15 protein-coding genes and 1 pseudogene are annotated in these 23,125 nt (G+C 68.2%); 13 read left to right on the forward strand and 3 right to left on the reverse strand.

What is annotated here, in order from left to right:
* Window positions 1-57 precede the first annotated feature (57 nt).
* Window positions 58-2,865 carry a TonB-dependent receptor gene (locus LuPra_RS07155; protein ID WP_110170114.1) on the reverse strand — a complete coding sequence of 936 codons (2,808 nt, stop codon included), beginning with the start codon at window positions 2,863-2,865 and terminating at the stop codon, window positions 58-60.
* 526 nt (window positions 2,866-3,391) lie between these two features.
* On the opposite strand from LuPra_RS07155, the gene LuPra_RS07165 reads away from it, so the two are divergent.
* Entirely contained in the window at window positions 3,392-4,585 is a 1,194-nt protein-coding gene (locus LuPra_RS07165; protein WP_110170116.1) for a Gfo/Idh/MocA family protein, read from the forward strand.
* 142 nt (window positions 4,586-4,727) lie between these two features.
* Here the strand turns inward: LuPra_RS07165 and LuPra_RS07170 are convergent, their stop codons facing one another.
* A complete protein-coding gene (locus LuPra_RS07170; protein ID WP_110170117.1) occupies window positions 4,728-5,714 on the reverse strand; it encodes a S8 family peptidase in 987 nt (328 codons plus the stop codon).
* Window positions 5,715-6,339: 625 nt separating this feature from the next.
* Between LuPra_RS07170 and LuPra_RS33870 the strand changes: the two genes are divergently transcribed.
* The 7 genes and pseudogenes from LuPra_RS33870 (at window position 6,340) to LuPra_RS07195 (ending at window position 13,148) form a co-directional block, all read left to right on the forward strand.
* Window positions 6,340-6,465 carry a hypothetical protein gene (locus LuPra_RS33870; protein ID WP_257724493.1) on the forward strand — a complete coding sequence of 42 codons (126 nt, stop codon included), beginning with the start codon at window positions 6,340-6,342 and terminating at the stop codon, window positions 6,463-6,465.
* The gene (locus LuPra_RS07175; protein ID WP_110170118.1) at window positions 6,462-6,929 is read left to right on the forward strand and encodes a VOC family protein; all 468 of its coding nucleotides are present in this window, start codon (window positions 6,462-6,464) and stop codon (window positions 6,927-6,929) included. Before LuPra_RS33870 ends, LuPra_RS07175 begins: the two co-directional genes overlap by 4 nt.
* A pseudogene (locus LuPra_RS34290) lies at window positions 6,922-7,746 on the forward strand (methylmalonyl-CoA mutase family protein); the annotation flags it as partial. The gene LuPra_RS07175 and the pseudogene LuPra_RS34290, both read left to right, overlap by 8 nt.
* A 24-nt stretch (window positions 7,747-7,770) precedes the next feature.
* Complete coding sequence (gene scpA, locus LuPra_RS07180; protein ID WP_234800910.1) at window positions 7,771-9,960, forward strand: methylmalonyl-CoA mutase; 2,190 nt, start codon at window positions 7,771-7,773, stop codon at window positions 9,958-9,960.
* Window positions 9,957-10,946, forward strand: a complete 990-nt coding sequence (gene meaB, locus LuPra_RS07185; protein WP_110170120.1) for a methylmalonyl Co-A mutase-associated GTPase MeaB — start codon at window positions 9,957-9,959, stop codon at window positions 10,944-10,946. Before scpA ends, meaB begins: the two co-directional genes overlap by 4 nt.
* A gap of 358 nt (window positions 10,947-11,304) precedes the next feature.
* Entirely contained in the window at window positions 11,305-12,342 is a 1,038-nt protein-coding gene (locus tag LuPra_RS07190) for a Gfo/Idh/MocA family protein (RefSeq protein ID WP_110170121.1), read from the forward strand.
* A gap of 5 nt (window positions 12,343-12,347) precedes the next feature.
* Window positions 12,348-13,148, forward strand: coding sequence for a PIG-L deacetylase family protein (locus tag LuPra_RS07195; RefSeq protein WP_110170122.1), 801 nt, complete (start codon window positions 12,348-12,350; stop codon window positions 13,146-13,148).
* Between the two features lie 188 nt (window positions 13,149-13,336).
* Here the strand turns inward: LuPra_RS07195 and LuPra_RS07200 are convergent, their stop codons facing one another.
* The gene (locus tag LuPra_RS07200; RefSeq protein WP_110170123.1) at window positions 13,337-14,191 is read right to left on the reverse strand and encodes a rhodanese-like domain-containing protein; all 855 of its coding nucleotides are present in this window, start codon (window positions 14,189-14,191) and stop codon (window positions 13,337-13,339) included.
* A gap of 256 nt (window positions 14,192-14,447) precedes the next feature.
* On the opposite strand from LuPra_RS07200, the gene LuPra_RS07205 reads away from it, so the two are divergent.
* From LuPra_RS07205 to LuPra_RS07225, 5 genes are all read left to right on the forward strand, one after another.
* Entirely contained in the window at window positions 14,448-15,131 is a 684-nt protein-coding gene (locus tag LuPra_RS07205; protein ID WP_110170124.1) for a histidine phosphatase family protein, read from the forward strand.
* 155 nt (window positions 15,132-15,286) lie between these two features.
* Window positions 15,287-17,278, forward strand: coding sequence for a DNA ligase D (ligD, locus tag LuPra_RS07210; protein ID WP_110170125.1), 1,992 nt, complete (start codon window positions 15,287-15,289; stop codon window positions 17,276-17,278).
* 131 nt (window positions 17,279-17,409) lie between these two features.
* Window positions 17,410-17,670, forward strand: coding sequence for a serine hydrolase (locus tag LuPra_RS33065; RefSeq protein WP_234800772.1), 261 nt, complete (start codon window positions 17,410-17,412; stop codon window positions 17,668-17,670).
* 40 nt (window positions 17,671-17,710) lie between these two features.
* Window positions 17,711-20,134 (forward strand): ATP-binding protein, encoded by a 2,424-nt coding sequence (locus LuPra_RS07220; protein WP_162271319.1) that lies wholly within the window; start codon window positions 17,711-17,713, stop codon window positions 20,132-20,134.
* Between the two features lie 102 nt (window positions 20,135-20,236).
* The gene (locus LuPra_RS07225; RefSeq protein WP_110170128.1) at window positions 20,237-23,116 is read left to right on the forward strand and encodes a serine/threonine-protein kinase; all 2,880 of its coding nucleotides are present in this window, start codon (window positions 20,237-20,239) and stop codon (window positions 23,114-23,116) included.
* Window positions 23,117-23,125: the final 9 nt, after the last annotated feature.

Genomic DNA, 23,125 nt, shown 5'->3' on the forward strand with positions numbered 1-23,125 from the left:
CTCTATCTTCAATCGATTCCCGATTCCCGATTCCGATTCCCGTTCCGTTCCCCGCCCCTAGAACTGCACTTTCACGCCGAGCCGGACGAGCCGGGCGTCGACGTTGCGCGAGATGCGCCCGAGTGCTGCGCCCACCTGTTCCACCTCGGTGACCGAGGCGTTCTCGTTCAGCACGTTGTAGACCTCGAGCAGTGGTTCCACCGTGAGCCCGCGACCCAGGCTGAAACGCCGTCCGAGGCGCACGTCGAGCAACGACTGATCGGGCTTGCGCTCTTCGCCGGTCGGCAGCAGCAGCACGTCCTGGCTCACCTGCCGCAGTGTCGGCGCTACTGTGCGGGTGACGGTGTAGATGCGGCGCAGCGGCTGGCCGTCGTAGTGGGCGAAATGCGCCGCGGCCTGCAACTGCCACGGCAGTTGATAGATGGCCGACAGGTTGACGATGACGCGCGAATCGAGGAGGTCGTCGCCCTCGGAGTTGATGCGGTCGTTCGGGTTGGTGCTGGCCGACGTGTTGGCTGTGTTCTTTCCGAACGTCACGCCGCCCAACAGTGCCAGCCCGCCAGCGAAGCGACGGGTGACGGTGGCCTCCACGCCCTGGTAGCGCTGATCCAGCAGGTCCGAGTTGATGAGCGCGTTGTCGACACGGCCGATGCTCGCCGCCGACTGGTTGTAGATCGTGAACGGCGTGCCGTCGAGCGGGTTGGTGATCTCCAGCGGCGTGAAGTCATCGGGCGAGATCGCGAGGTTCACCACGGCCGTCAGGTCGCGGTAGTCGCGGCGGAACCAGCTCACGGCCACGGAGAAGTCGTCGGCCAGCTGGTGTTCGAGGCTGGCGCTGTACTCCCACTGCGTCGGACGCTTCAGGCCATCAGAGATCCGCACGGTGGCGCCGCGATCGAGCGCGCCCTGGCCAGGCCCGATTTCGTCCAGCTGCGGGACGAGATCGCCGTTGCGATCGTTCCAGCTGCGATTCTCCGTGTTCTGCCGGAGGGGATTGAACTGGTCGATCAGCTGCGAACCCTGTCGCTGCGCGTACTGGCTCGCGCTTGCCTTGACCACCGTACGCCCGCGGCCGCTGAGATCCAACGACGCCGCGAGGCGCGGCACGAAGGTGTTCCACACGACCAGGTTCGACTGCGCCTCGAACGTCCGCGCCGGCACGAATTGCCCGGCGGCCGCCGACTGCTGGCCGAGACTGCCCGTGTGCCGCTCGAATCGCAGGCCCGGGTTGATCGTCAGGCGTGGAGTGATCGCCCACGAGTCCTGCACGAACACGCCCAGTTCGAGCTGGCTCATGTTCGTGCTGACCGGCGTGTTGTACACCGTCACCGAGTCCGGCACGCCGTTGCGATAGCGCGCCACGAGGTCGCCGTGCCCAAGCGAGTCGAACTCCTGGCCGTATGGCGCGTGTTGCACCTGCACACCGGTGCGCACCTGGTGCTCGCCGCGCCAGCGTGGCAGCCATGAGAGCACCGCGTTCCAGGTCCGCCGCTCCTGCGTCGCCCGAAGCATCGCTGGCGGCGGTGCGCCCGTGAGCGTCGACTGGGCGATATCCACCCGCGGTAAGGCATCGGCCGCGAGATCGGGCTGGTAGTCGAGCGACCAGGGCACGTAGTACCAGGAGAAGCCCGTGTCGAGCAGCAGGTTCGAACCCAGGGTCGATGTCAGCTTCGTGTTGGCCACCGGCCCCCACAGCGGCGAGTAGTAACTCGCTTCCGGCGAGACGAACTGGTAGGCCGCCGTCGTCTGGCGGCGATGCTCGCGGAGCTTGTAGTTGTAGTCGACGAAACTCGTCAGCCGATTGGCGCGGTTGATCTGCCACGTCAGCTTGCCTGTCGCATTCCAGATGTAGTTCTCGTCGAGGGCCTGCGTTCCATCGGGATTGAACGTGTTGGCCTCGAACCGATCGACCTGGAAGCGCCGTGCACTGCCATAGAACCACAGCGCGTCCGGCTTGATCGGTCCTCCGACACCGCCGTTCAGGTCGTTGAACACGTCCATCGCACTCGGCGCGATCAAGCCACGCTCGCGCTGGGCATCGCTCACGTTGCTGCCCTGTAGTGCGCCACTCGTGTAGGTGCTGAACAACTCGCCGCGGAAACGGTTGCCGCCATCCTTGGTGATCATGTTGACGCTGACGCCGCCGGCGCCGATCTCTGCCGGCAACGCGCGCGTCTGCACCACGATCTCCTGGTAGGCGCCCTGGTTCGGGTACTGGCCCGAGACGCCGCCCGATCCCGTGTTCGACGTCATGTCGAGGCCGTCGGTATTCCAGACCAGGTCGCGTGTCTGCGAACCGTGGATCGAGACGCCCGCTGTCTGACCGGTCTCGGACCCGCCGACGTCAGGCCGCGCCGTCACCGCGCCCGGCACCAGCATCACCGCGACGTTCGGGATGCGCCCGACCGGAATGCCCTCGATCAACTCCTGGCTCAGCGGCCGTTCGGACGTGCCCGATCGCGTGTCGATCACCGGTGCGCCACCCCGCACCGTGATCGCCTCGTCGAGCGCGCCGATCGACAGCGTCGCGTCCACGGTCGTGGTGATCGCCGTGGTCAGCAGCACGTGTTCGCGGCGGACGGTCTGGAAGCCGCCGAGCGAGAACGTGAGGGTGTAGTCGCCAGGCCGCAGATCCACGACGCGGTAGCGGCCATCGTCGGTAGTGACGGTGGCCCTGGTGCGCTCGATCAGGGCGGGACTCGCGACTTCGACCGTCGCGCCTGGCAGGGCCGCACCGGAACTGTCGAGCACCACGCCGACAAGCGTGGCAGTGGACTGCGCGGAGACGATCGCGGGCGACGCGGCGACGAGCGTCGCGATGGCCCACGACCCCAACACGCGGGGAGGTGAAAGATGCGGGTACATGGACAGGTCCTCACACGGCGTCGACGGCACCGAGTGCGCCGACGGCCCGGGATCGCGTGCAGGCACACGACTCCCGTGACGGGTTACGGAAGCAGGAAAGACGGACGTCAGGCCCGGGCGGCGTTGCCGCGGCAGGTACCGGTCAGGAGTGACGCGCGGCTAGTGACAGCAGGGGCAGGAACAGCGACAGGCGCACATCGTCATGCGGCGCATCACGGGCGTGATGCTGGGGGACACGAGGTTCCCGGCGCCTGAGGATGTCTGGATGGTGCGCATGGCTTGAGGTCAGCGGCCGGACGTCGGCGTGGCTGACCCTTCGAGGATAAACCCTTGCTTGCCCAACGCGAGCGCGGAATGTGACATAGCGGAAAGGACGGAGGAGGGAGGACGGAGGAGGGAGGACGGAGGAGGGAGGACGGAGGAGGGAGGTAGGACGGAGGGCGAGAACGGAGAACGGAGCCCGGAACCCGGTACCCGGAGAACGGCGGCGATCCGCATCGCGGCATTCGGCATTACGCTGTGCACAATGCTCAGTCACTCCATCACGATGCTCGGTGCCGGGCTCATCGGCGATTTCTACACGCGCACGCTGCACGCGCAGCGCAGTCGCGATCGGGTCGACGTGATCTACTCGCGACAGGCGGCTCGCGCCGCGGACTTCGCGCGGCGGTGGGGCGTGCCGCACGCACTCACCGACATGGCCGCGGCCATCGCCCATCCACAGACCGACGTCGTCGTGATCGCGCTTCCCAATCACCTGCACGAGGAGGCTGTCGGCATGGCGGCGCAGGCGGGCAAGGCGGTGCTGTGCACCAAGCCGCTCGGGCGCACGGCCGACGAGGCGTGGCGGATGCTGAAGGTGGTCGAGGACGCGGGCGTCTTCGCCGGTTACCTCGAGGACCTGTGTTACACGCCGAAGACCCTGAAGGCGATTGCGTCGGTGCGCGAAGGCGCGGTCGGTGAGGTGACCTGGGTGCGGGCGCGCGAGGCGCACCCGGGTCCGCACGCCGCGTGGTTCTGGGACCATCGGCTCACCGGCGGCGGCGCGATCATCGATCTCGGCTGCCACTGCATCGAGATCATCCGCAACTTCGTCGGCAAGGGGAACCGCCCCGTGGAGGTGATGTGCTGGGCCGACACGCTGGTACACCCTGTCGAGGCCGAGGACAACGCGGTCGCGCTCGTGCGCTTCGCATCCGGCGCGCTCGGCCAGTTCGAAGTGAGCTGGACGTTCCGCGGCGGCATGGACCTGCGTGACGAGATCGCCGGCACCCACGGCACGATCTGGTTGAATCACTTCCTGCGCACCGGCTACGAGATGTTCACGGCGGCACGGCGTGCCGGGTATGTCGCCGAGAAGGCGGAGACGGCTGATGGCTGGTTGTTCCCGGTCGGCGACGAAGTGGCCGAGCTCGGGTACGTCGACATGTTCACCGACATGTTCGAAGCGATGGAGGCCGGGCGACAACCGCAGGAATCCTTCTACGACGGCGTGGTGGTCAACGCGGTGATGGACGCGGCGTATCGGTCAGCGAAGAGCCGGCTATGGGAGCCGGTGACGCTGCCAGACTGGCGGGGCGGCGACGTGCCGAGGCTGCACGTCGAGCCGGAGATGTTCGAGGGGCAGCTCGTGATCAAGCGCGAGCTGCTCCCCGATGGTCGTGCCAAGCTGATTGTTCGCGATCCCGCCACTGGCGACTTCAGCGAACAGGTCAGGTGAGGCCAGAAACGCCTAATGCCTAACGCCTAACGCCTGACGCCTAACGCCTGGCGCCTGACGCCTGAGCCTTCAAGGACAAAGGTGGAGCCGGGTGAGCGGCGTCTCGCCCTGGCGGGAAGCGCTAAGCGTTAAGCATCAAGCGTTACGGTGCTTGGACCATCCCCGACCCGATGTCGGCGACGTCGAACGTGCCGGTGATGCCCGCCTGCACACCGGAGGCCACGAGCTTGGCCTTGAGCAGCGACCCTGGCACCGGTCCGTTCTGCGCGAGCTGTTGCATCCACAGGGCCGCGACGCCGGCGACGTGCGGAGTCGCCATGCTCGTGCCGCTCATCGACACGAGCCCGCCGGTCGCTTTCGCCGACCGGATGCCGACGCCCGGGCCAGACACGATGACGTTCTTGTTGCTGAATGGCGCGACGACGAACCCCGTGCCGGACTGGCCGAGTGCGGCCACCGAGATCAACCCTTCCGACACGGCCGGCGGGCTGCACGCGATCTCGAAGTCGGCGTTCTCGTCGCGCTGGCTTTCGTTGCCCGCGGCGGCCACGATCACCGTCGTCTCGCCGAATGCCTCACGCGCCCGGATCAGCGAGGCCAACCGCTCGAACAACAGGATGTTCTGCCGGTAGCCTTCGAGCGCCATCGTCGTCGCCATTTCGGCGGCCATGCCCTCGTCGATCAGCTTCTTGACGAATCCCGGGAAGTCGATACCGAGCGACATCGAGATCACGTTCGCGCCTTCCTCGATCACCCAGTTGATGGCACGGACGATGGCGTCGCTCCCACCGCCGCTGGCGCCGAGCACCTTGCCGATGAGCGCCTTGTTCACTCCCCGGGCCACGCCGATGCGGGTGCCGTTGACGTCGCGGCCGAAGACGGTGCCCGCGCAATGGGTGCCGTGGCCGTACTTGTCGCCGTTACCCTCGCCGGTGAAGTCCTTCTCGACGATGGTCACGCCGGTGAAGGCGGGGTGCGCTTGCGCGATCCCCGTGTCGAGCACGGCGACGATGACGTCCGTGCCGTCGAAGATGGACACATCGGCTTTCACCGCGGTGACGCCCCAGGCCGTTCCCGCAGCCGGCTGCGCCGTGTCCGCTGTCGTCGGCACTGGACCGATGAGTTTCATCGGGATGATCGGGGCGATCGCCCTTCACGTCCCTCGTGGCCGCCACGGCACGGCTGCTCCGCCGATCGAGTTCGTCGATTTCGACTTCGAGTCCGGCACGGGTGCCGGTGCCACCTGTCGGACCGGCAACCGGTCCGCCGCGCGTTCGAGGTGATGGTTCGCGCAGGATGATGTACTTGTCCTTCATTGAAATGCTCCCTGGCACGCGTGCGTGCGCCAGTCCACCGTCCTGGTGTCGGAGTTGTGCCGTGCAGGAACAACGCTGCATGCGGGGCGAACGCACACGGCTGACGGGCCCCGCGAAGGCCATCTGGACCGTAGCGCATGTGCAGTCCAGCGGATCTCGTAGGCGCGGGCTTGTACGATATTCGCGTTTGGGCTACGGGCTGCAGGCTACCCGGGCCGTACATCGCGCCGGTCGGTGGCGCGGGCGCATGGACGCTTGTCGCACCGTAGCCTTGGCGGGGGTGGAGCCGGCCTACACGTATGGCGTGGCTTACGGTTTACAGGATGAGGCGCGTGGCCAGCGCGATGCGGGCGGTGCCGACCGCACGGCTGCCATCCGTGCAGGAGCCAAACGTGCGTCCGCGCAGCCTGACGGAGTAGGCTGTGGACGGAGGCAGCGATGCAGGCCCAGGCGCGGGCGCAGGTGCAGGCGGTGGCGACAATGTGGCTCGGGATGGCGGACGTCACCATTGGCGTCCGTGGCATCCCGCACGCCAGCCCGATCGTCGTGGAGTGCAGCCGATGACCGACGCCACGCAGGTACCGGGCTTCATCTGCTTCGATCACGTCGCCATCGCGGTGCCCCCGGGGCAGTTGGATGCGCAGGTCGAGGTGTACAAGACGCTGGGCTTCACCGAAATCCATCGCGAAGATGTGCTCGGCATCGACCAGGTGCGCGAGGTGCTCCTGCAGGTCGGCGGCGGACCGAACCTCGTGCAGCTCCTGGAGCCGCTGACGCCGGACTCTCCAGTCGCCAGGCAGATCGAGAAGAACGGCGGCCGAGGCGGCATGGCGCACGTGGCGCTGCGTGTCGCCGACATCCAGGCCGCCTTCGACGACCTCACGGCCAAGGGGTTCCGCATCATCGATGCAGCACCACGCAAGGGGTCGCGTGGCACCACGGTCTTCTTCGTGCACCCCAGGACGACCGATGCCGCGGCCTTCGGCTACATCCTCGAGGTGGTCCAGGAGGGCAGCCTCGATGGCTGACTCAGGCGAGGGCACGACGGAAATCGCGCCGCTCGTGCTGCGGGATGCGTTCCCGCCGGTGGCGACTGCCGAGTGGCACGCGCTGGCGCGCGCCGACGTGAAGGACGACGAATTCGAGCGTCGGCTGGCGTGGCGGATCGATGACGGTGTCATCGTCAAGCCGTTCTACCGCAGCGAGGATCTCGTTGGCCTCGACCATCTGATCGACGGCGTGCCAGGGACGCCGCCGTTCGTGCGCGGCGCCGGTGGTCCCTTCGAGCCGGTGACGACGCCTTCATGGCCACCCGACGCCATTCGCGCCGACCGCCTGCACGACGCGGGCGCCACGCCCGTGCAGGAACTGGCCTTCGCAATCGCCGAGGCGGTGGATCGCATCGCGGCTGCGGTGCACGCCGGCACGCCCGTGGGTGCGGCCGCGGCACGCATCGAATGCGTCTTCGCGGTCGGGTCCACGTATTTCGTCGAGATCGCCAAGCTGCGCGCCGCTCGCCTGCTCTGGGCCGCGGTGCTGCACGCGTTTGACGCATCCGCTCAGACCATGCGCGTGCACGTGCGCACCGCAGGCGCCAACACGAGTGCCCTCGACCCCTGGACCAACCTGCTGCGCGCCACAACGGAAGCGATGTCGGCGGCGATCGGCGGTGCCGACACTCTGCTCGTCGAGCCGCACGGCTACGACGCGCATCTCGCCGCCAACGTGCCCCACATCCTCGCCGACGAGGCGCACCTCGATGCGGTCGCCGACCCGGCTGGCGGGTCGTATTTCGTCGAGTCGCTCACCGACGCGCTGGCCCGTGAGGCATGGACACTCCTGCAGCAGGTCGACGCTTCTGACGAGGCCATGCCGCGCCCGGATTTCTCGAGCATCGACTATCGCGCCATGCCCCGTGAGGCACGGACCGTGCCTGTGCCGGCCGCCAACACGGACGCACGACCTGCAGCGCGCGGCGGTGCCGAGGAGGCTCGTGCCTGGATGACGGCCGAGGGCATCGCGATCAAGCCGTACTATACCCGCGCCGATCTCGATGGCCTCGATCACCTCGAGTATGCGGCCGGGCTGCCGCCGTTCCTGCGCGGGCCGTATTCGACGATGTACGCGCTGCAGCCGTGGACGATCCGTCAGTACGCAGGCTTTTCGACCGCGGAGGACTCCAACGCCTTCTACCGGCGCAACCTCGCCGCCGGGCAGAAGGGCCTGTCGGTGGCGTTCGACCTGGCGACGCACCGCGGCTACGACTCGGACAACGAGCGCGTCGTCGGCGACGTCGGCAAGGCGGGTGTCGCCATCGACTCGGTCGAGGACATGAAGATCCTCTTCGACCAGATCCCGCTGGACCGGATGTCGGTGTCGATGACCATGAACGGGGCGGTGCTCCCGATCATGGCGTTCTACATCGTCGCTGCCGAGGAGCAGGGCGTGACGCCCGAACGGCTCACCGGCACGATCCAGAACGACATCCTCAAGGAGTTCATGGTCCGCAACACGTACATCTACGGCCCCGGACCGTCGATGCGGATCGTCGGTGACATCTTCAGGTACTGCTCGGAACGGATGCCGCTCTTCAACTGCATCTCGATCAGCGGGTATCACATGCAGGAAGCGGGGGCGACGGCCGACCTGGAACTCGCCTACACGCTGGCCGACGGACTCGAGTACATCCGGACCGGTCTCGCGGTGGGACTGGACATCGACGACTTCGCCCCTCGCCTCAGCTTCTTCTGGGCGATCGGCATGCATCACTTCATGGAGATCGCGAAGCTGCGGGCCGCGCGGGCACTGTGGGCGCGCCTGGTGCACGGGTTCAGCCCGAAGAACCCGAAGTCGATGGCGCTGCGGACGCACTCGCAGACATCGGGCTGGAGCCTCACCGCGCAGGACCCCTTCAACAACGTGACCCGCACGTGCGTGGAGGCGATGGCGGCCGCACTCGGCCACACGCAATCGCTGCACACCAACGCGCTCGACGAGGCGATTGCGCTACCGACCGACTTCTCGGCGCGCATCGCGCGCAACACCCAGATCTACCTGCAGCAGGAAACCGGCATCACGAAGGTGGTCGATCCGTGGGCTGGCAGCTACTACGTGGAGCGCCTCACGCACGAACTGATGGACAAGGCGTGGCGCCACATCCAGGAAGTCGAGCGACTGGGCGGCATGGCGAAGGCGATCGAGACGGGCCTGCCCAAGATGCGGATCGAGGAGGCTGCCGCCCGTCGCCAGGCGCGCATCGACACCGGACGCGAACGCATCGTCGGCGTCAACGCGTACCGGCGTGAGCACGACGCGCCGATCGAGGTGCTCGAGGTGGACAACCGCGCGGTGCGCGCGACCCAATTGCGCCGCCTTGCGCAGGTGAAGGGCGGACGCGATGCCGCGGCGGTGCAGCAATCGCTGCGCGCGCTGACCCAGGCCGCCGAACGTCGCGACGGCAACCTGCTGGCCCTGGCCGTCGCTGCGGCGCGGGTGCGGGCCACCCTCGGCGAGATTTCCGGCGCGCTGGAGGCGGTGTTCGGCCGCTACCAGGCCGTCAGTCGTACCATCTCCGGCGTGTACTCCTCGGAGAGCGAACAGGATCCCGAGTTCCAGAAGGCGAGACAGATGGCCGAGCGGTTTGCCGCCGACGAGGGGCGGCGTCCGCGCATCCTCGTGAGCAAGCTGGGACAGGACGGGCACGACCGCGGTGCGCGGGTCGTCGCCACGGCGTTTGCCGATCTGGGCTTCGACGTCGACGTCGGTCCGCTGTTCCAGACGCCGCAGGAAGCGGCGCGCATGGCGGTGGAGAACGACGTGCATGTGCTCGGCGTCTCGACGCTGGCGGGAGGCCACAAGACACTCGTCCCAGACCTGATCGCGGCACTGAAACAGTACGGCCGCGCGGACATCCTGGTCGTCGTCGGCGGCGTCATCCCGCCGCAGGACCACGTGTTTCTCGAGCAGGTGGGCGTGACCGCCGTGTTCGGTCCTGGCAGCGTGATCCCGATCTGCGCGCAGCAGATTCTCGAAGCGCTGGGCGCGACGCGCGCCGCATGACGCCGCCGCGATTGCCCCTCGCCCGGTACGTCGACGGCGTGCTCGGCGGAGACACCGCTATCCTTGCCCGCGCGATCACGCTCGTCGAAAGCGAGCGCGCAGCGGATGCCGACGCCGCGGCGGCGCTGCTCGACGCGGTGTTGCCGCACGCGGGCCGGTCGCGGCGGGTCGGCATCACGGGCGTGCCCGGCGTCGGCAAGAGCACCTTCATCGACGCCCTGGGCATCCACCTCGTGCGAGATCGTGGTGAGCGCGTTGCCGTGCTCAGCGTCGATCCGTCCAGCCCGATCTCGCGCGGCAGCATCCTCGGCGACAAGACGCGCATGGAACGGCTGGCGCTCGAGGATGGCGCGTACATCCGTCCGTCGCCGGCGCGCGGCTTCCTTGGCGGAGTGGCCCGGCACACACGCGAGACGATCCTGCTCTGCGAGGCCGCGGGGTTTGGCACCATCCTCGTCGAGACGGTCGGGGTGGGGCAGTCGGAGACGGCTGTCCGATCGATGACCGACTTCTTCCTGCTGTTGCTGCTGCCCGGCGCCGGGGACCAGTTGCAGGGCATCAAGCGCGGCATCATCGAGATGGTCGACGCCATCGCGATCACCAAGGCCGACGGCGACATGCTGGCGCTCGCCGAACGCGCGCGCGTCGAGTACCAGGCGGCACTGCACCTGTTCCCGGCCGCCGCGAACGGCTGGAATCCACCGGTCGTCACCTGCTCGGCGGTCACTCCGGCCGGCGTCGGCGACATCTGGGACCTGGTGATCGAACATCACGCCCGGATGGTGGCAAACCGACAGCTGGCATCCCGCCGTCGGGCGCAATCGATCGAGTGGATGCGCGAGCTCGTCAGCACGGAGGTCGATGCCGCATTCCGCGCGCATCCACGCGTGGCCGACGCGCTCCCGGCGCTCGAGTCTGCGGTCGCCGAGGGCCGGACCACCGCCTTTGCGGCCGCCCGCGAATTGCTGACACTCTTCCGGGGCTAAAGCAGCCCGCGTCGAGCAAGCCCGACGCCTACCCTGGGCCTTCGGCCATCGGCCTTTGGCCTTTTGGCCTTCGCTCGTGCTATCCGGCGTTCAGCGTTCAGCGTTCAGCGTTCAGCGTTCAGCGTTCGACGTTCGACGTTCGACGTTCGACGTTCGACGTTCGGCGTTCGGCGTTCGGCGTTCTTACGTAGCCGTCGACCTTGGTCGACGGGCGACGTCGCGGATTGGGAATTGCGGATCGATGCCGTCGGCTTTCGACATTCCGGCATTCCCGTCATTCCCAGCATTGCCATGTTCGGTGTTGTAGTCTCTTGTTCCGCAGGCACGGCTGCCTGCGTCGCATCGGAGCCTCCGCAACATGAATGAATTGAAGATCGGGGTAGTGGGTCTCGGGTGGGTTGCCGGGGCGCACATCGAGACGTTCAAGCACGTCAAGGGCGCAGCGGTCACCGCGGTCTGCTCACGCCGCGACCTCGACGTCGGCGCGCTGCAGGCCACCTACGGCCTCCCGTTGAAGGCCTACCGCGACTACGCCGAGATGCTGGCCGATCCGGCCATCGACGCCATCGACATCTGCACGCCTCACCCCTTCCATGCCGAGCAGGCCATCGCCGCGGCCAACGCGGGCAAGCACCTGATCATCGAGAAGCCGATCGCGCTCAGCTGGGAGGATGCCGTACGGGTCCGCGATGCGATCCGCGCCAACGGCGTCAAGGCGATGGTGTGTTTCGAGGTGCGCTACAGCGCCCAGTTCACGCTGACGCGCTCGGTCGTCGAACAGGGACTGCTCGGCGAGCTGCATTTCGCCGAGGTCGACTACTACCACGGCATCGGCCCCTGGTATGGCCAGTACGGGTGGAACATCAAGAAGGACATGGGCGCGTCCAGCCTGCTGACCGCCGGCTGCCACGCGATGGACATCCTGCTGATGTTGATGCAGTCGCCGGTGCAGGAAGTGACCGCCTACGGCACGACATCGAAGAGCGAGTACTTCGCGCCCTACGAGTACCCGACCACCACGGTGAGCCTGCTGAAGTTCGCCGACGGCAAGATCGGCAAGGTGACGTCCTGCATCGACTGCCTGCAGCCCTACTACTTCCACTCGCACATCATCGGCAGCCACGGGACGTTGCTGGACACGAAGCTGCACACGACGAAGCTGCCCGGGATGATCAAGACGAAATGGAGCGAGCTGGCGACGCACCCGATCGACTCCGGTGACGTCAGCGATCACCCGTACCAGCCACAGTTCCAGGCGTTTGTCGACGCCACCCTGGCCGGCACGACGATGCCGCTGACCGACTTCGAGACGGCGCTCGAGAGCCACCGCGTCGCGTACGCCGCCGATCTCTCGGTGCAGCGTGGCACCACCGTGCAGCTGTCGGAACTCGCATAACGCCCATGCCTCGCGTGCTCGCGCTCATGGCGCATCCCGATGACATCGAGATCACCTGTGCCGGCACGCTGATCCTGCTGAAGGCGGCCGGTTGGGACGTCCACCTGGCCACCATGACGGCCGGTGATCTCGGATCCTCGACGTTGCCGGCAGCGGCAATTTCGCGCGTTCGCCGCAAGGAGGCAGCGGCCTCGGCGGCGCTGCTCGGCGCCGGCTACACCTGCCTCGGCATTGCCGATCTCACCATCGCGCACACCGAGCGTCACAAGCGGATCGTCACCGGCCTGCTCCGCGCCGTGCGTCCTGACATCCTGATCACGCATCCGCCCGTCGACTACATGGCGGACCACGAGCAGACGTCGTACCTGGCGCGCGACGCCGCGTTCGGCTCGACCATCCCCAACTGGAAGGCGCTGCCGCCGATCGGTGTGCGCAGCCGGAAGGCCCTGCCGCCGTGCGAGGCGCTGCCCGCGTTGCTGTTTGCCGACCCGATCGACCTCGCCACGCCGGATGGGGGTCGCGCCAGGGCCCACTACGTCGTGGACATCTCCCCGGTGCTCGAGCAGAAGGCCGCGATGCTCGCGGCGCACGCCTCGCAGCGCGCGTGGCTGCACGAGCAGCACGGCGAGGACGAGTACCTGCACTGGATGCGTCGGGTGGGCGTCGAGCGTGCGAAGGATTTCGGCAAGCGATCGGTCACGCATGCCGAAGGGTTCGTGCCGTATCTCGGGCACGCGTTCCCGAAGCACGACGTGCTCACCACGGCACTCGGCCGCGGGCGCGTGAAGACGCTGCGGCAGCGGTAACTGCGGGAGCGTCGAGCAAGCTCGACGCCTACAAAGCCGGCCATCGGCATTCGGCCTTGGGCCTTCGTCTTGATGTTCAGCGTTTCTCACGTAGCCGTCGACCTTCAGGTCGACGGGCATGGAACTCCCTGTGGGGACGCGCTTGCGGTCCCGCGCCGACCTGAAGGTCGGCGCCTACAGGTGCTGCATCAGCGCCGCGCGGCGACGGCGCTGATCCAGTTGCCGTCGAGTTCTCCCTCGAACTGGCGCAGCACCTCGAGCGGTTTCACGAGTTCCAGCAACTCTCCCGGCTTCAGCAGGAAGTCCGGGTTCTTCGGATGACCTTTCTCGGCCTGCTTGTCGAGAAACGTCTCGTAGATCAGCACGCCACCCGGCGCGAGCGACAGCAGCAGGTGCGGCAGCAGCGGGCGGTGCAGGTAGCGCGTGACGAGGACGAGCGCGTAGCCCGGCTCGCCGAGGTCGACGTCGCCGGCCTCGAGGTCCGTCACCCTGGTCTGTATCGGAAGGCCGAGCCGATCGGCGTGGGTCTGCAGCCGTGCGAGTGCCGCCGCGTCGCGGTCGATCGCGGTCACCGCCAGACCAGTCGAGGCGATCAGCAGCGCGTGCCGACCACGTCCGCACGCCACGTCGAGCGCGCGGCCCGTGCGCGCAATCAGGTCGCCGCATTCGAACAGCCATGGCGACGGCCCGGCCATGGGCTGCGGCTCGTGGGCACGCGGACCATCCCACAGCGCCATCCCGTGCGCCAGTTCGTACACCTGCGTGAAGCCGGCTTGCGCGAGCAGCCGCGTCGCGACCTTGCTCCGCACCGCGTGCTCGCACGTCACGAGCACGGGCGTGTCCGGGTCGCCGAGGATCGCCGGCGCGCTGGCGATGATCTGCACCGGCAGCAGCATGGCACCCGGGATATGTCCGAGGTCGCTGAATTCCTGCGGCGTGCGCACGTCGAGTACGCGGACACCATCGGTCACCAGCGCGACTGCATCGGCGCCCGCCACCTGCCGGATCTGAATGTCGTACGACGGGTCGAGTTGCACCGACACAGCCTACAGCCTGACGGCACCCCAGCCTGCGGCCTACAGCGTGCAGCCTGCAACGGCCGCCCGGACCTGAGACCTGAGACCTGCGACCGCCCGCACTGCCGACGGTCGACCTGACTTGTCCACCGTAGCCTGGGCGAAGGTGGAAGGTCGACGGCTACGCCCCCCGGTGCCCGGTACCCGGTACCCGGTACCCGGTACCTGTATGCGGCAGGCCGTAGGCGTTAGTCGTTAAGCGTTAGGCGTTAAGATCCAGCGCGTGCCCACGACCCGGCTCTTCCTGGTGCGCCACGGCGCGACGCAACTGACGGCGGAGAACCGCTTCTCCGGTGCGGTCGGCGTGGATCTGTCCGAGGAGGGGCGTTGGCAGGCCGCCAAGCTCGGCGAGCGGCTTCGCCACGACCCCGTGTCGGCCATTTACAGCAGCCCGCTGTCGAGGACGATCGAGACGGCACAGATCATCGGCAAGACATTCGGCCTCGCGCCGGTCACGCGTGATGGCCTAGCCGAGATCAGCCATGGCCGATGGGAAGGGCTCACGCGCGCCGAGGTCGAGCAGCAATTCGGCGACGAGTACGCCGCGTGGGAGGAGGATCCGTTCACCTTCGCACCGGCGGGCGGCGAATCGGGTGTCGCCGTGCTCGCGCGGGCGCTGCCGGTGATCCGCGAGATCGTCACCCACCACCAGGGCGAGTGCGTGCTGGTGGTCTCGCACAAGGCAACGATCCGCATCCTGCTCAGCAGCCTGCTCGGTTTCGACGCGCGTGGCTATCGCGACCGCCTCGATCAGGCGCCCGCGTGCCTGAACGTGCTCGACTTTCGCGATGCGGTGCGTGCCCGCCTGATGCTGTTCAACGACACGTCGCACTACGCCCACCACCAGCGGTCGGCCGAGGGCAACCTCTCGCGCTGGTGGGACGGAGCGCTCACGCCCCGTCCGTGACCGCGGCGATCTCACACAGGATCACAGGAGCTCAGGAGCTCAGGAGCTCAGGAACCAGGACGGGCTTCGCCGTCGCCTTGATTGCCCTGGCGAGTCGCGCGCTGACCACCCGCCTAAGCGCTCGCGGCCGGACTGACGGAACGATTCCTGCAACCATGCACGCCATGGCCCGCGACAAGACGACAGGTCGTGCCCCCGGCACCCACCGCCCACGCGGCGCGGCGACGACCATGCCCGACTACGCGCCGCAACTTGCGACGCTGGTTGCGGCGGCGCCCGACTCGGACGAATGGCTGCACGAGACGAAGTACGACGGGTTCCGCACGGGGTTGATCATCGACCGCGGCCGCGCGCGACTGCTCACGCGCAACGGCCTCGACTGGTCGGCGCGATTCCCTGATCTCGTGGACGCAGCGCTTCGGCTACCGGTTTCATCCGCCTTGCTCGACGGCGAGGTGGCGCTCGAACTGCCCGACGGCAGGACGAGTTTCCAGGGTCTGCAGAACACGGGGCGTCGCAAGGGAGCCCTGACCTGCTTCCTCTTCGATATTCACTGGCTCGACGGAGAGGACCTGACGTCGCTCCCCCTCGAGGAGCGCAAGGCACGCCTCGAACCGCTGCTCGCCCGGCGAAGGAAGTCGCCGTTCAGGTACTCGACGCACGTGATCGGCGATGGCACACGCGTGCACGCCGAGGCGTGTCGCGCGCGGATGGAAGGCATCATCTCCAAACGCCGGGACGCCCCGGTGACACCGGGCCGCTCGCGCGCGTGGGTCAAGGTCAAGTGCGTGGGTCGCCAGGAGTTCGTCATCGGCGGCTTCACTGATCCACAGGGCGCGCGGGAGGGGCTTGGCGCATTGCTCATCGGCCATCATGAGGACGGCCGCCTCGTCTGGGCTGGCAAGGTGGGCACGGGCTTCACCACGCGATCCGCTCGCGAGCTGCGGACGCGACTCGATCAGCTGGTGCAGGAAACCTCGCCATTCACCCCGCCGCCTCGCGGTGCCGCTGGCGCGCACTGGGTGCGTCCCGAACTGGTCGCGGAGGTCGCCTTCACCGAGTGGACCGAGGGCGGCAAGATCCGCCACCCGTCATTCCAGGGACTTCGTGAGGACAAGCCGGCGAAGAGTGTCGTGCGCGAGCGTGCGGCACTACCAGCATCGACCGCCCGCGCCACGTCAATCCGTGCTGCCGCGCCGGCCCGTTCGACGGCAGGGCCCGCTCTCCGCGCGCGGCCGGTATCTGGGCGTGCCGATCGGCGCGCCGCGGCAGCGGCCCCGACCGTCATCCGCGGTATCTCGATCTCGAATCCACAACGCGAGATGTATCCCGGCGAGGGCATCACCAAGCTGGATCTGGTGCGCTACGTCGCCGCGATCGGCGACTGGATGCTGCCCCACGTCGCGGGCCGGCCGCTCACGCTGGTCTTCTGTCCCGACGGCATCGGCGGCGAGTGCGCGTACCTGAAACACGGCAAGTCTTGGGGCCCGAAGACCCTGCGGCGCGTGAAGCTCCGGGAGAAGACCAAGGTCGGCGAGTACATGGTCGCCGATACCATCGAGGGACTCGTGTCGATCATGCAGATGAATTGGCTCGAGGTGCACACCTGGAACTCGACGATCGGGCATGTGGAGTACCCGGACCGCGTCGTCATCGATCTCGATCCCGGGCCCGACGTGCCCTGGAAGGACGTCGTCGCGGCGGCCCGTGAAACGCGAACCGTGCTCGCCGACGCAGGGCTCGAGTCGTGGCCCAAGACGACCGGAGGGCGCGGGCTGCACGTCGTCGCGCCGCTCGCCCCGGGCGCCTCGTGGCGGGAAGGCCTGGCGTTCACGCAGGGCATTGCCGAGTCGCTGGTACAGGAGTCACCGGCGCGCTACACGACAGCGTTTTCGAAGGCCGGCCGTGACGCACTCATCCTCGTGGACGTCATGCGGAACAATCGCGCGAGCACGGTCGTCGCCGCGTACTCGCCGCGTGCGCGGGCCGGGGCCCCGGTCTCCACGCCGCTATCCTGGGACGAACTGTCCGCTCGGCGGCCGCCTGATCGATTCACGGTCCGCACGGTGCCGCGCCGGCTGGCGCGGCTCGGCGCCGACCCCTGGCAGGGCTATTGGACTGCCACGCAGCGACTGCCCGGACGGTGACACGCGTCGCCGTCCCTCGGCGCGGACGAGATCTTCGTAGAGAATGGCCAGGATCATGCCGACGTCGTCGCTGCGCGCCTGCTGCGCCCTCGCCAGAGCGGTCACCCTCGTCGCGCCATCCTCCGCACAGGTTGCGCCTGCCGTCGCACCCCTCCCGGCAGGAACCCGCGGCTGCGGCCCGGCTGGCCGCGGATCGGCTCGGACGGACGCACGCGCGACTCGAGAAGACCACCGGGCAGTCGCTCGGGGCGTTGATGCAGGCGCGGATCTTCGGCCCGCTCGGGATGGTCGACACCGCGTTCGCCACGCCGGCCGGCAAGCGCTGGCGTCTCGCCCGTGTCTACAAGCGCGAAGGACAGGGGCCCGCCATGGTCAAGGCCGCCATCGAATGACGGATTGCTCCCAGCCGCCGCCGCCCGCGGTGCAGCCCTCGTGACGCCACTCGCCGCCGAAGGACTCCGGCCACGACGCGTTGGTCGTCATTTCCTCGCGCTGGCGTCGGCGCTCTGCGTGTTGACGATTCACGCGTCTGGCCAGCAGCCAGCGCCAGCGGCCCCGTCGACGCCGGTCAAGGTCCTGCTGCTGCACTCGTACGACACGTCGTCGGAATGGGCGCTTCGCGTCGGCGAAGGCGTGTTCCAGGGCTTGCAGGATGGCGGCGCCCACGTCGACCTGCGGCAGGAGTTTCTCGACGCCCGCCGGTACCCGGGCCGGACGTACCTGGATCGCGCCAGGGATGTCCTGGCTGCGAAGTTCGAGGAGACGCCGCCGCAAATCGTGATCACCTGCGACGACGCGGCACTGGAGTTCCTGCTCGGGTACCCGGACCTGTTCAGGGGCATCCCGGTGGTCTTCGGTGGCGTGCAGGATCGGCATCTCGCGGCCCTGGCGCCACGCCACCGCTTCACCGGCATCATCGAGCAGTTTCGCATCGACGATGTCGTCGCAACGGCGCTGCGTGCTCGTCCGTCGACCCGTCGCATCATCGTGACCACCGGCAACGATCGAAACGGCGCGGCATTCCGCGCCGAGTTCGCCGACGTCCAGGGATTGTTCCCGCAGCTGTCCTTCGTGGCGCTCTCAGGTGCGTCGATGAGCTTCACGGCGATCCTGCAGCGGCTGCGCAACGACACGACCGCGGACGATCTCGTGATGGTCACGCCGATCAGTCGCGACATCGCCGGTCAGACACTGGAGCCGGACGTCGCCATTCCGCAGGTCGTCACGGCCTCGAGTGCCCCCGTGATTGCCCTCGCCTATGCAAACCTCAACCGCGGACTGCTCGCCATGACGGCCAATACCGGCATAACGCATGGGCGGCTGATGGCGGCACAGGCCCTGCGCCTGCTCGGCGGGGCCAGCCCGGCCAGCGTCGCCCTCGAGATCGACGGCAATTCGCCGCTGGCCTTCGACGCCCGTCAACTCGCGCGATGGGGCATCGACGAAGCCCTGCTCCCCCCCGGCGCACAGGTCGAACATCGCGCCCTGCCGTCCTTCTACCAGGCCAACCGGGGCGTCATCTGGGCCGCCATCGCGTTCATCGCCGTGCAGTCGACAATCATCGCCGGCCTGGTCATGAACGTCCGCCGCCGCCGCCGTGCGGAGCAGAGACTCGGCGACCAGACACGTGCGCTGACCGTTGCCAATCGTGCACTCGAGGAGGTGAACCGGTCGCTGCTGCGTGAGCAGGATGTGCGTCAGCAGGCCGAGGAGCACCTGAGACACGCGCAGAAGATGGAGGCAGTTGGCCGGCTCGCCGGTGGCATTGCCCACGACTTCAACAACCTGTTGACCGTCACCATCGGCTACTGCGAGCTGCTGTTGAAACGTGTGTCGCGGGGCACGCCCGATCGTGAGGCGGTGGAGCAGATTCGGCAGGCCAGTGAACAGGCATCGACGCTCACACAGAATCTTCTCGCGTTCAGCCGCAAGCAGGTGGCGTTGCCGATCACCGTCGACGTGGTCGGCGCGATCCGGGGTATGGAGTCGATGCTGCGGCGCTTCTGCGGCGACCGCGTCACCCTCGTCCTCGACCTCGACGGCGCAGCAGGACAGGTGCGACTCGGTGAAGGTCAGCTCGAGCAGATCCTGATGAACCTGGTGATCAACGGCCGCGATGCGATGCTGCACGGTGGCCGGCTCGAGATGCAGGCGCGCGCGCAGATCGTCGATGAAGATGCGGCGGGGGCGGGCGGGCTGCGCGCCGGGCCCCACGCGGTGATTGTCGTCAGCGACACGGGCATCGGCATGGACGATGCGACGCGCGCCCGCATCTTCGAACCGTTCTTCACCACCAAGGGCGTTGGCCGGGGGACCGGCCTTGGCCTGGCCACGGTGTACGGCATCGTGACGCAGCATGGCGGCCGGATCGAGGTGGACAGCGCACCCGGGCGCGGCGCGTCCTTCACCCTCTGGCTGCCCATGGCTGCACCGCGCGCGATGACCGATCGCACGACGGGCGACGAGACGTCGGCGCAGGCAGGCCGGACCGTGCTGGTCGTCGAGGACGAACCCGAACTCCTGGGGCTCATCGCCCGTGTCCTTGGCGAGGCCGGGTTCGCCGTCCTCGGGGCCTCCGGGGGCGAGCAGGCGGTGGCCATCGCCTCGAGTCACCCAGGGACGCTCCACCTGCTCCTGACCGATATCGTCATGCCCGGCGACGATGGATTCACCGTGGCTTGGCGGGTGGGCCAACTCCGCCCCGGGCTGCCCGTCGCCTACATGTCCGGATACACCGACGATGTGCACGCGGCCGAGGGGGACACCCCGCTGCTGCGCAAGCCGTTCATGCCGGCCGATCTGCTGGCGCATGTGCGCCGCGCACTCGGCTCCGAGGCCGCCATCACACAGAGTTAGTCCCGTCGTGCAGGCAGGCGGGTCAGGTTGGCCTGCCACCCGCGGAAACACTGCTACAATCGGCCCGTTTCCACGGCACCCTGTACCGCGTGCCCGTTCCCGATGGCGGCAGCCTTTCTCTCGCATTATCGCCTGCTCGGTCTTCTCGGCGTTGGCGGCATGGGTGAGGTGCATCGCGCGGAAGACACCCGGCTGCGGCGCGAGGTAGCGATCAAGATCCTGCACCCCGAGGCCGCGGCCTCGAAGGAGTGGCTCAGTCGCTTCCGCCGCGAGGCGCGTCTTGCCTCGGCCCTGCAGCACCCGCACATCTGCACGATCCACGAACTGGGCGAGCACGAAGGCCAGGCCTTCATCGTCATGGAGCGGCTCGAGGGCGTGACCGTCCGCGAGTTGATCGAGGATGGCCCGATCGCGCCGTCACGGGTGATTGCGATCGCGCGCCAGATTGCCGACGCGCTCGACGCAGCCCATCGGCGCGGCATCATCCATCGCGACATCAAGCCGGCCAACCTGTTTGTCACCGACGGCGATCACGTCAAGGTCGTGGACTTCGGCCTGGCGCGCCTGGCGAGCGACGAGGCTGCCGCGGTGGCGTCCGGTGCCATCCCCATTGCCAGCGCCAGGAGCGCCGCCGCGGCGCCGGGGTCAGGCTCGCGCCCCCTGCACCTGACACAGACCGGCATGGCCATGGGTACGGTCTACTACATGTCGCCGGAGCAGGCGCGCGGTGACGCGCTCGACGCGCGCACGGACCTGTTCTCGCTCGGCAGCGTCCTGTACGAGATGGCGACCGGCCGCCGTGCGTTCGAGGGCGACGACATCGCGCAGATTCTGGGCAAGATCACGCACGGCGTGTTCGTGCCGCCTCGGGCGCTGAACGCCGGCGTCCCCCGCGCCCTCGACGCGATCATCGTCAAGTTGCTCAGCGCCGACCCCAGGCAGCGATACCAACGGGCAAGCGACCTGATGTCCGACCTCGTCCGCGCGGATGCGCCGAGCGGTGCCACGCCGCGTCCGTTGATGCAGGCAACGACGGCGACCGGCCGGACGACAGCCTGGCGCCGCGCCGGCCTGGCGGTGTCCGTGCTCCTGGTCGTGAGCAGCCTCGCCTACGCGTGGTATGCGCGCAGGCCGTCGACGCTCACCGATCGCGACAGCATCGTCATCGGCGCCTTCGAGAACGCGACCGGGAATCCGGTCTTCGACGACACGCTGGTGACGGCCCTCAAGCTGCAGCTCGCCCAGTCGCCGTTCCTCGACATCGTCCAGGACTCGCGTATTGCAGAAACGCTGAAGTTGATGGGGCGCAAGGACGACGAGCGACTCACCCACGAGGTGGTCCGGGAAGCGTGCCAGCGGCTCGCGGTCAAGGCGATGATCGACGGCCGGCTCGCCCCGTTCGGCAAGAATTACGTGCTCACCGTGTCGGCGACCGACTGCAACACCGGCGAGGTGCTCGCCCGCACGCAGGCGGAAGCGGCCAACAGCGAAGCCGTCCTCGCCGAACTCGGCAAGATGGCCTCGGAGATGAGGACGCGGCTCGGCGAGTCGCTGCCATCGATCGCGCGCTTCGACATGCCCGTGACAGAGGCGACGACGCCGTCGCTGCAGGCGTTCAAGGCCTATGCACTCGGCCTCGAGGAGCGACGCCGTGGCCGCGAACTCGAGTCGCTCGCCTTCTTCAAGCAGGCCATCGAGCTCGACCCCGACTTCGCCCAGGCCCATGCGACGCTGTCGACGGTGTACGGCGGCATCGGCGAACTCGATCGCAGCGAACAGCATGCACGCCAGGCGTACGAGCATCGCGATCGCGTCAGCGAACGCGAACGCCTGTTCATCGGCTACCAGTACCACGACCGCGTCACCGGCAACCAGGCCGAGGTGATCGACACGCTGCAGGCGTGGCAGGCGGCATACCCGCGCGAGTTCGTGCCAGCCAACGCGCTCTCGGTCGTCTACAACCGCCTCGGCCAATACGACAAAGGCGTCGCTGCCGCACAGGAAGCACTGCGCCGCAGTCCCGATCACCCGTTCGCGATTTCGAACCTCGCGGTGGCGTACCGGGGACTGGGGCGCTATGACGAGGCGCGTCGTGTCGCACAGCAGGGTGTGCGAGCAAATGCGGCGACCGTGCCGACGCGGCGTCTCCTCTACCAGTTGAGCGTGATGGCTGGTGACTCGGCCGCGGCGCAGCAACTCACGTGGGGGCGTGGCCAGCCGCGTGAGTTCGATCTCGTGGCCGCGCAGGGACAGATCGCGATGTTCGAGGGGCGCTGGCGCGAGGGCGAATCGCTCTATCGCCGTGCCGCGGAAATGGCACAGGCCCGCGGCCTGCCCGGCAACGCCGCCGGCCAGTTCGCGCATCTTGCGTGGCTCGAAGCGGTCTATCGTCCGGGACCGGATCTCGACGAGCGCGTGCGTCGCATGGTCGCACTGGGCGGCAACAAGGAAGAGGGCGCGGCGGCACGCTCCCGCGTGGCGGCCGCGCTCGGCCTGGTGGGGCGGCGGGCGGAGGCATTGGCCATCGTCGCGTCCGCCGAACGGCGTGCGCCCGATTCCACCTATGTGCGGGCTGTCCTCGTGCCGGTGACCCGTGCGAGCCTGGCGCTGCACGACGGCAAGGCGGCAGAGGCCGTCCAGGCGCTTGAAGCGGCGCGCGACACCGACATCGGTGGCCTCGGGGCTCTGGTGCCGCTCTACCTGCGTGCCGAGGCCTACCGGCAGCAAGGCAATTGGACCGCCGCCGCGACCGAATACGAGCGCCTGATCCATCACCGGGGCACCGATCCATACGCGCCGATGGTGCCGCTGTCGTGGCTCGGTCTCGGACGGGTCCGGGCGGCGATGGGCGACCTGACGGTCAGCCGGACGTCGTACGAAATGGCGTTGTCGCTGTGGCGCGCCGCCGACAACGACTTTCCGCCGCGACGCGCCGCGCAGGCAGAGTACGATCGGCTCGCACAGGGAGCCACCTCTCCCTGAAACCCGCTG

Origin of the sequence: Luteitalea pratensis, assembly GCF_001618865.1 — a bacterium.
Classification (GTDB): Bacteria; Acidobacteriota; Vicinamibacteria; order Vicinamibacterales; family Vicinamibacteraceae; genus Luteitalea; species Luteitalea pratensis.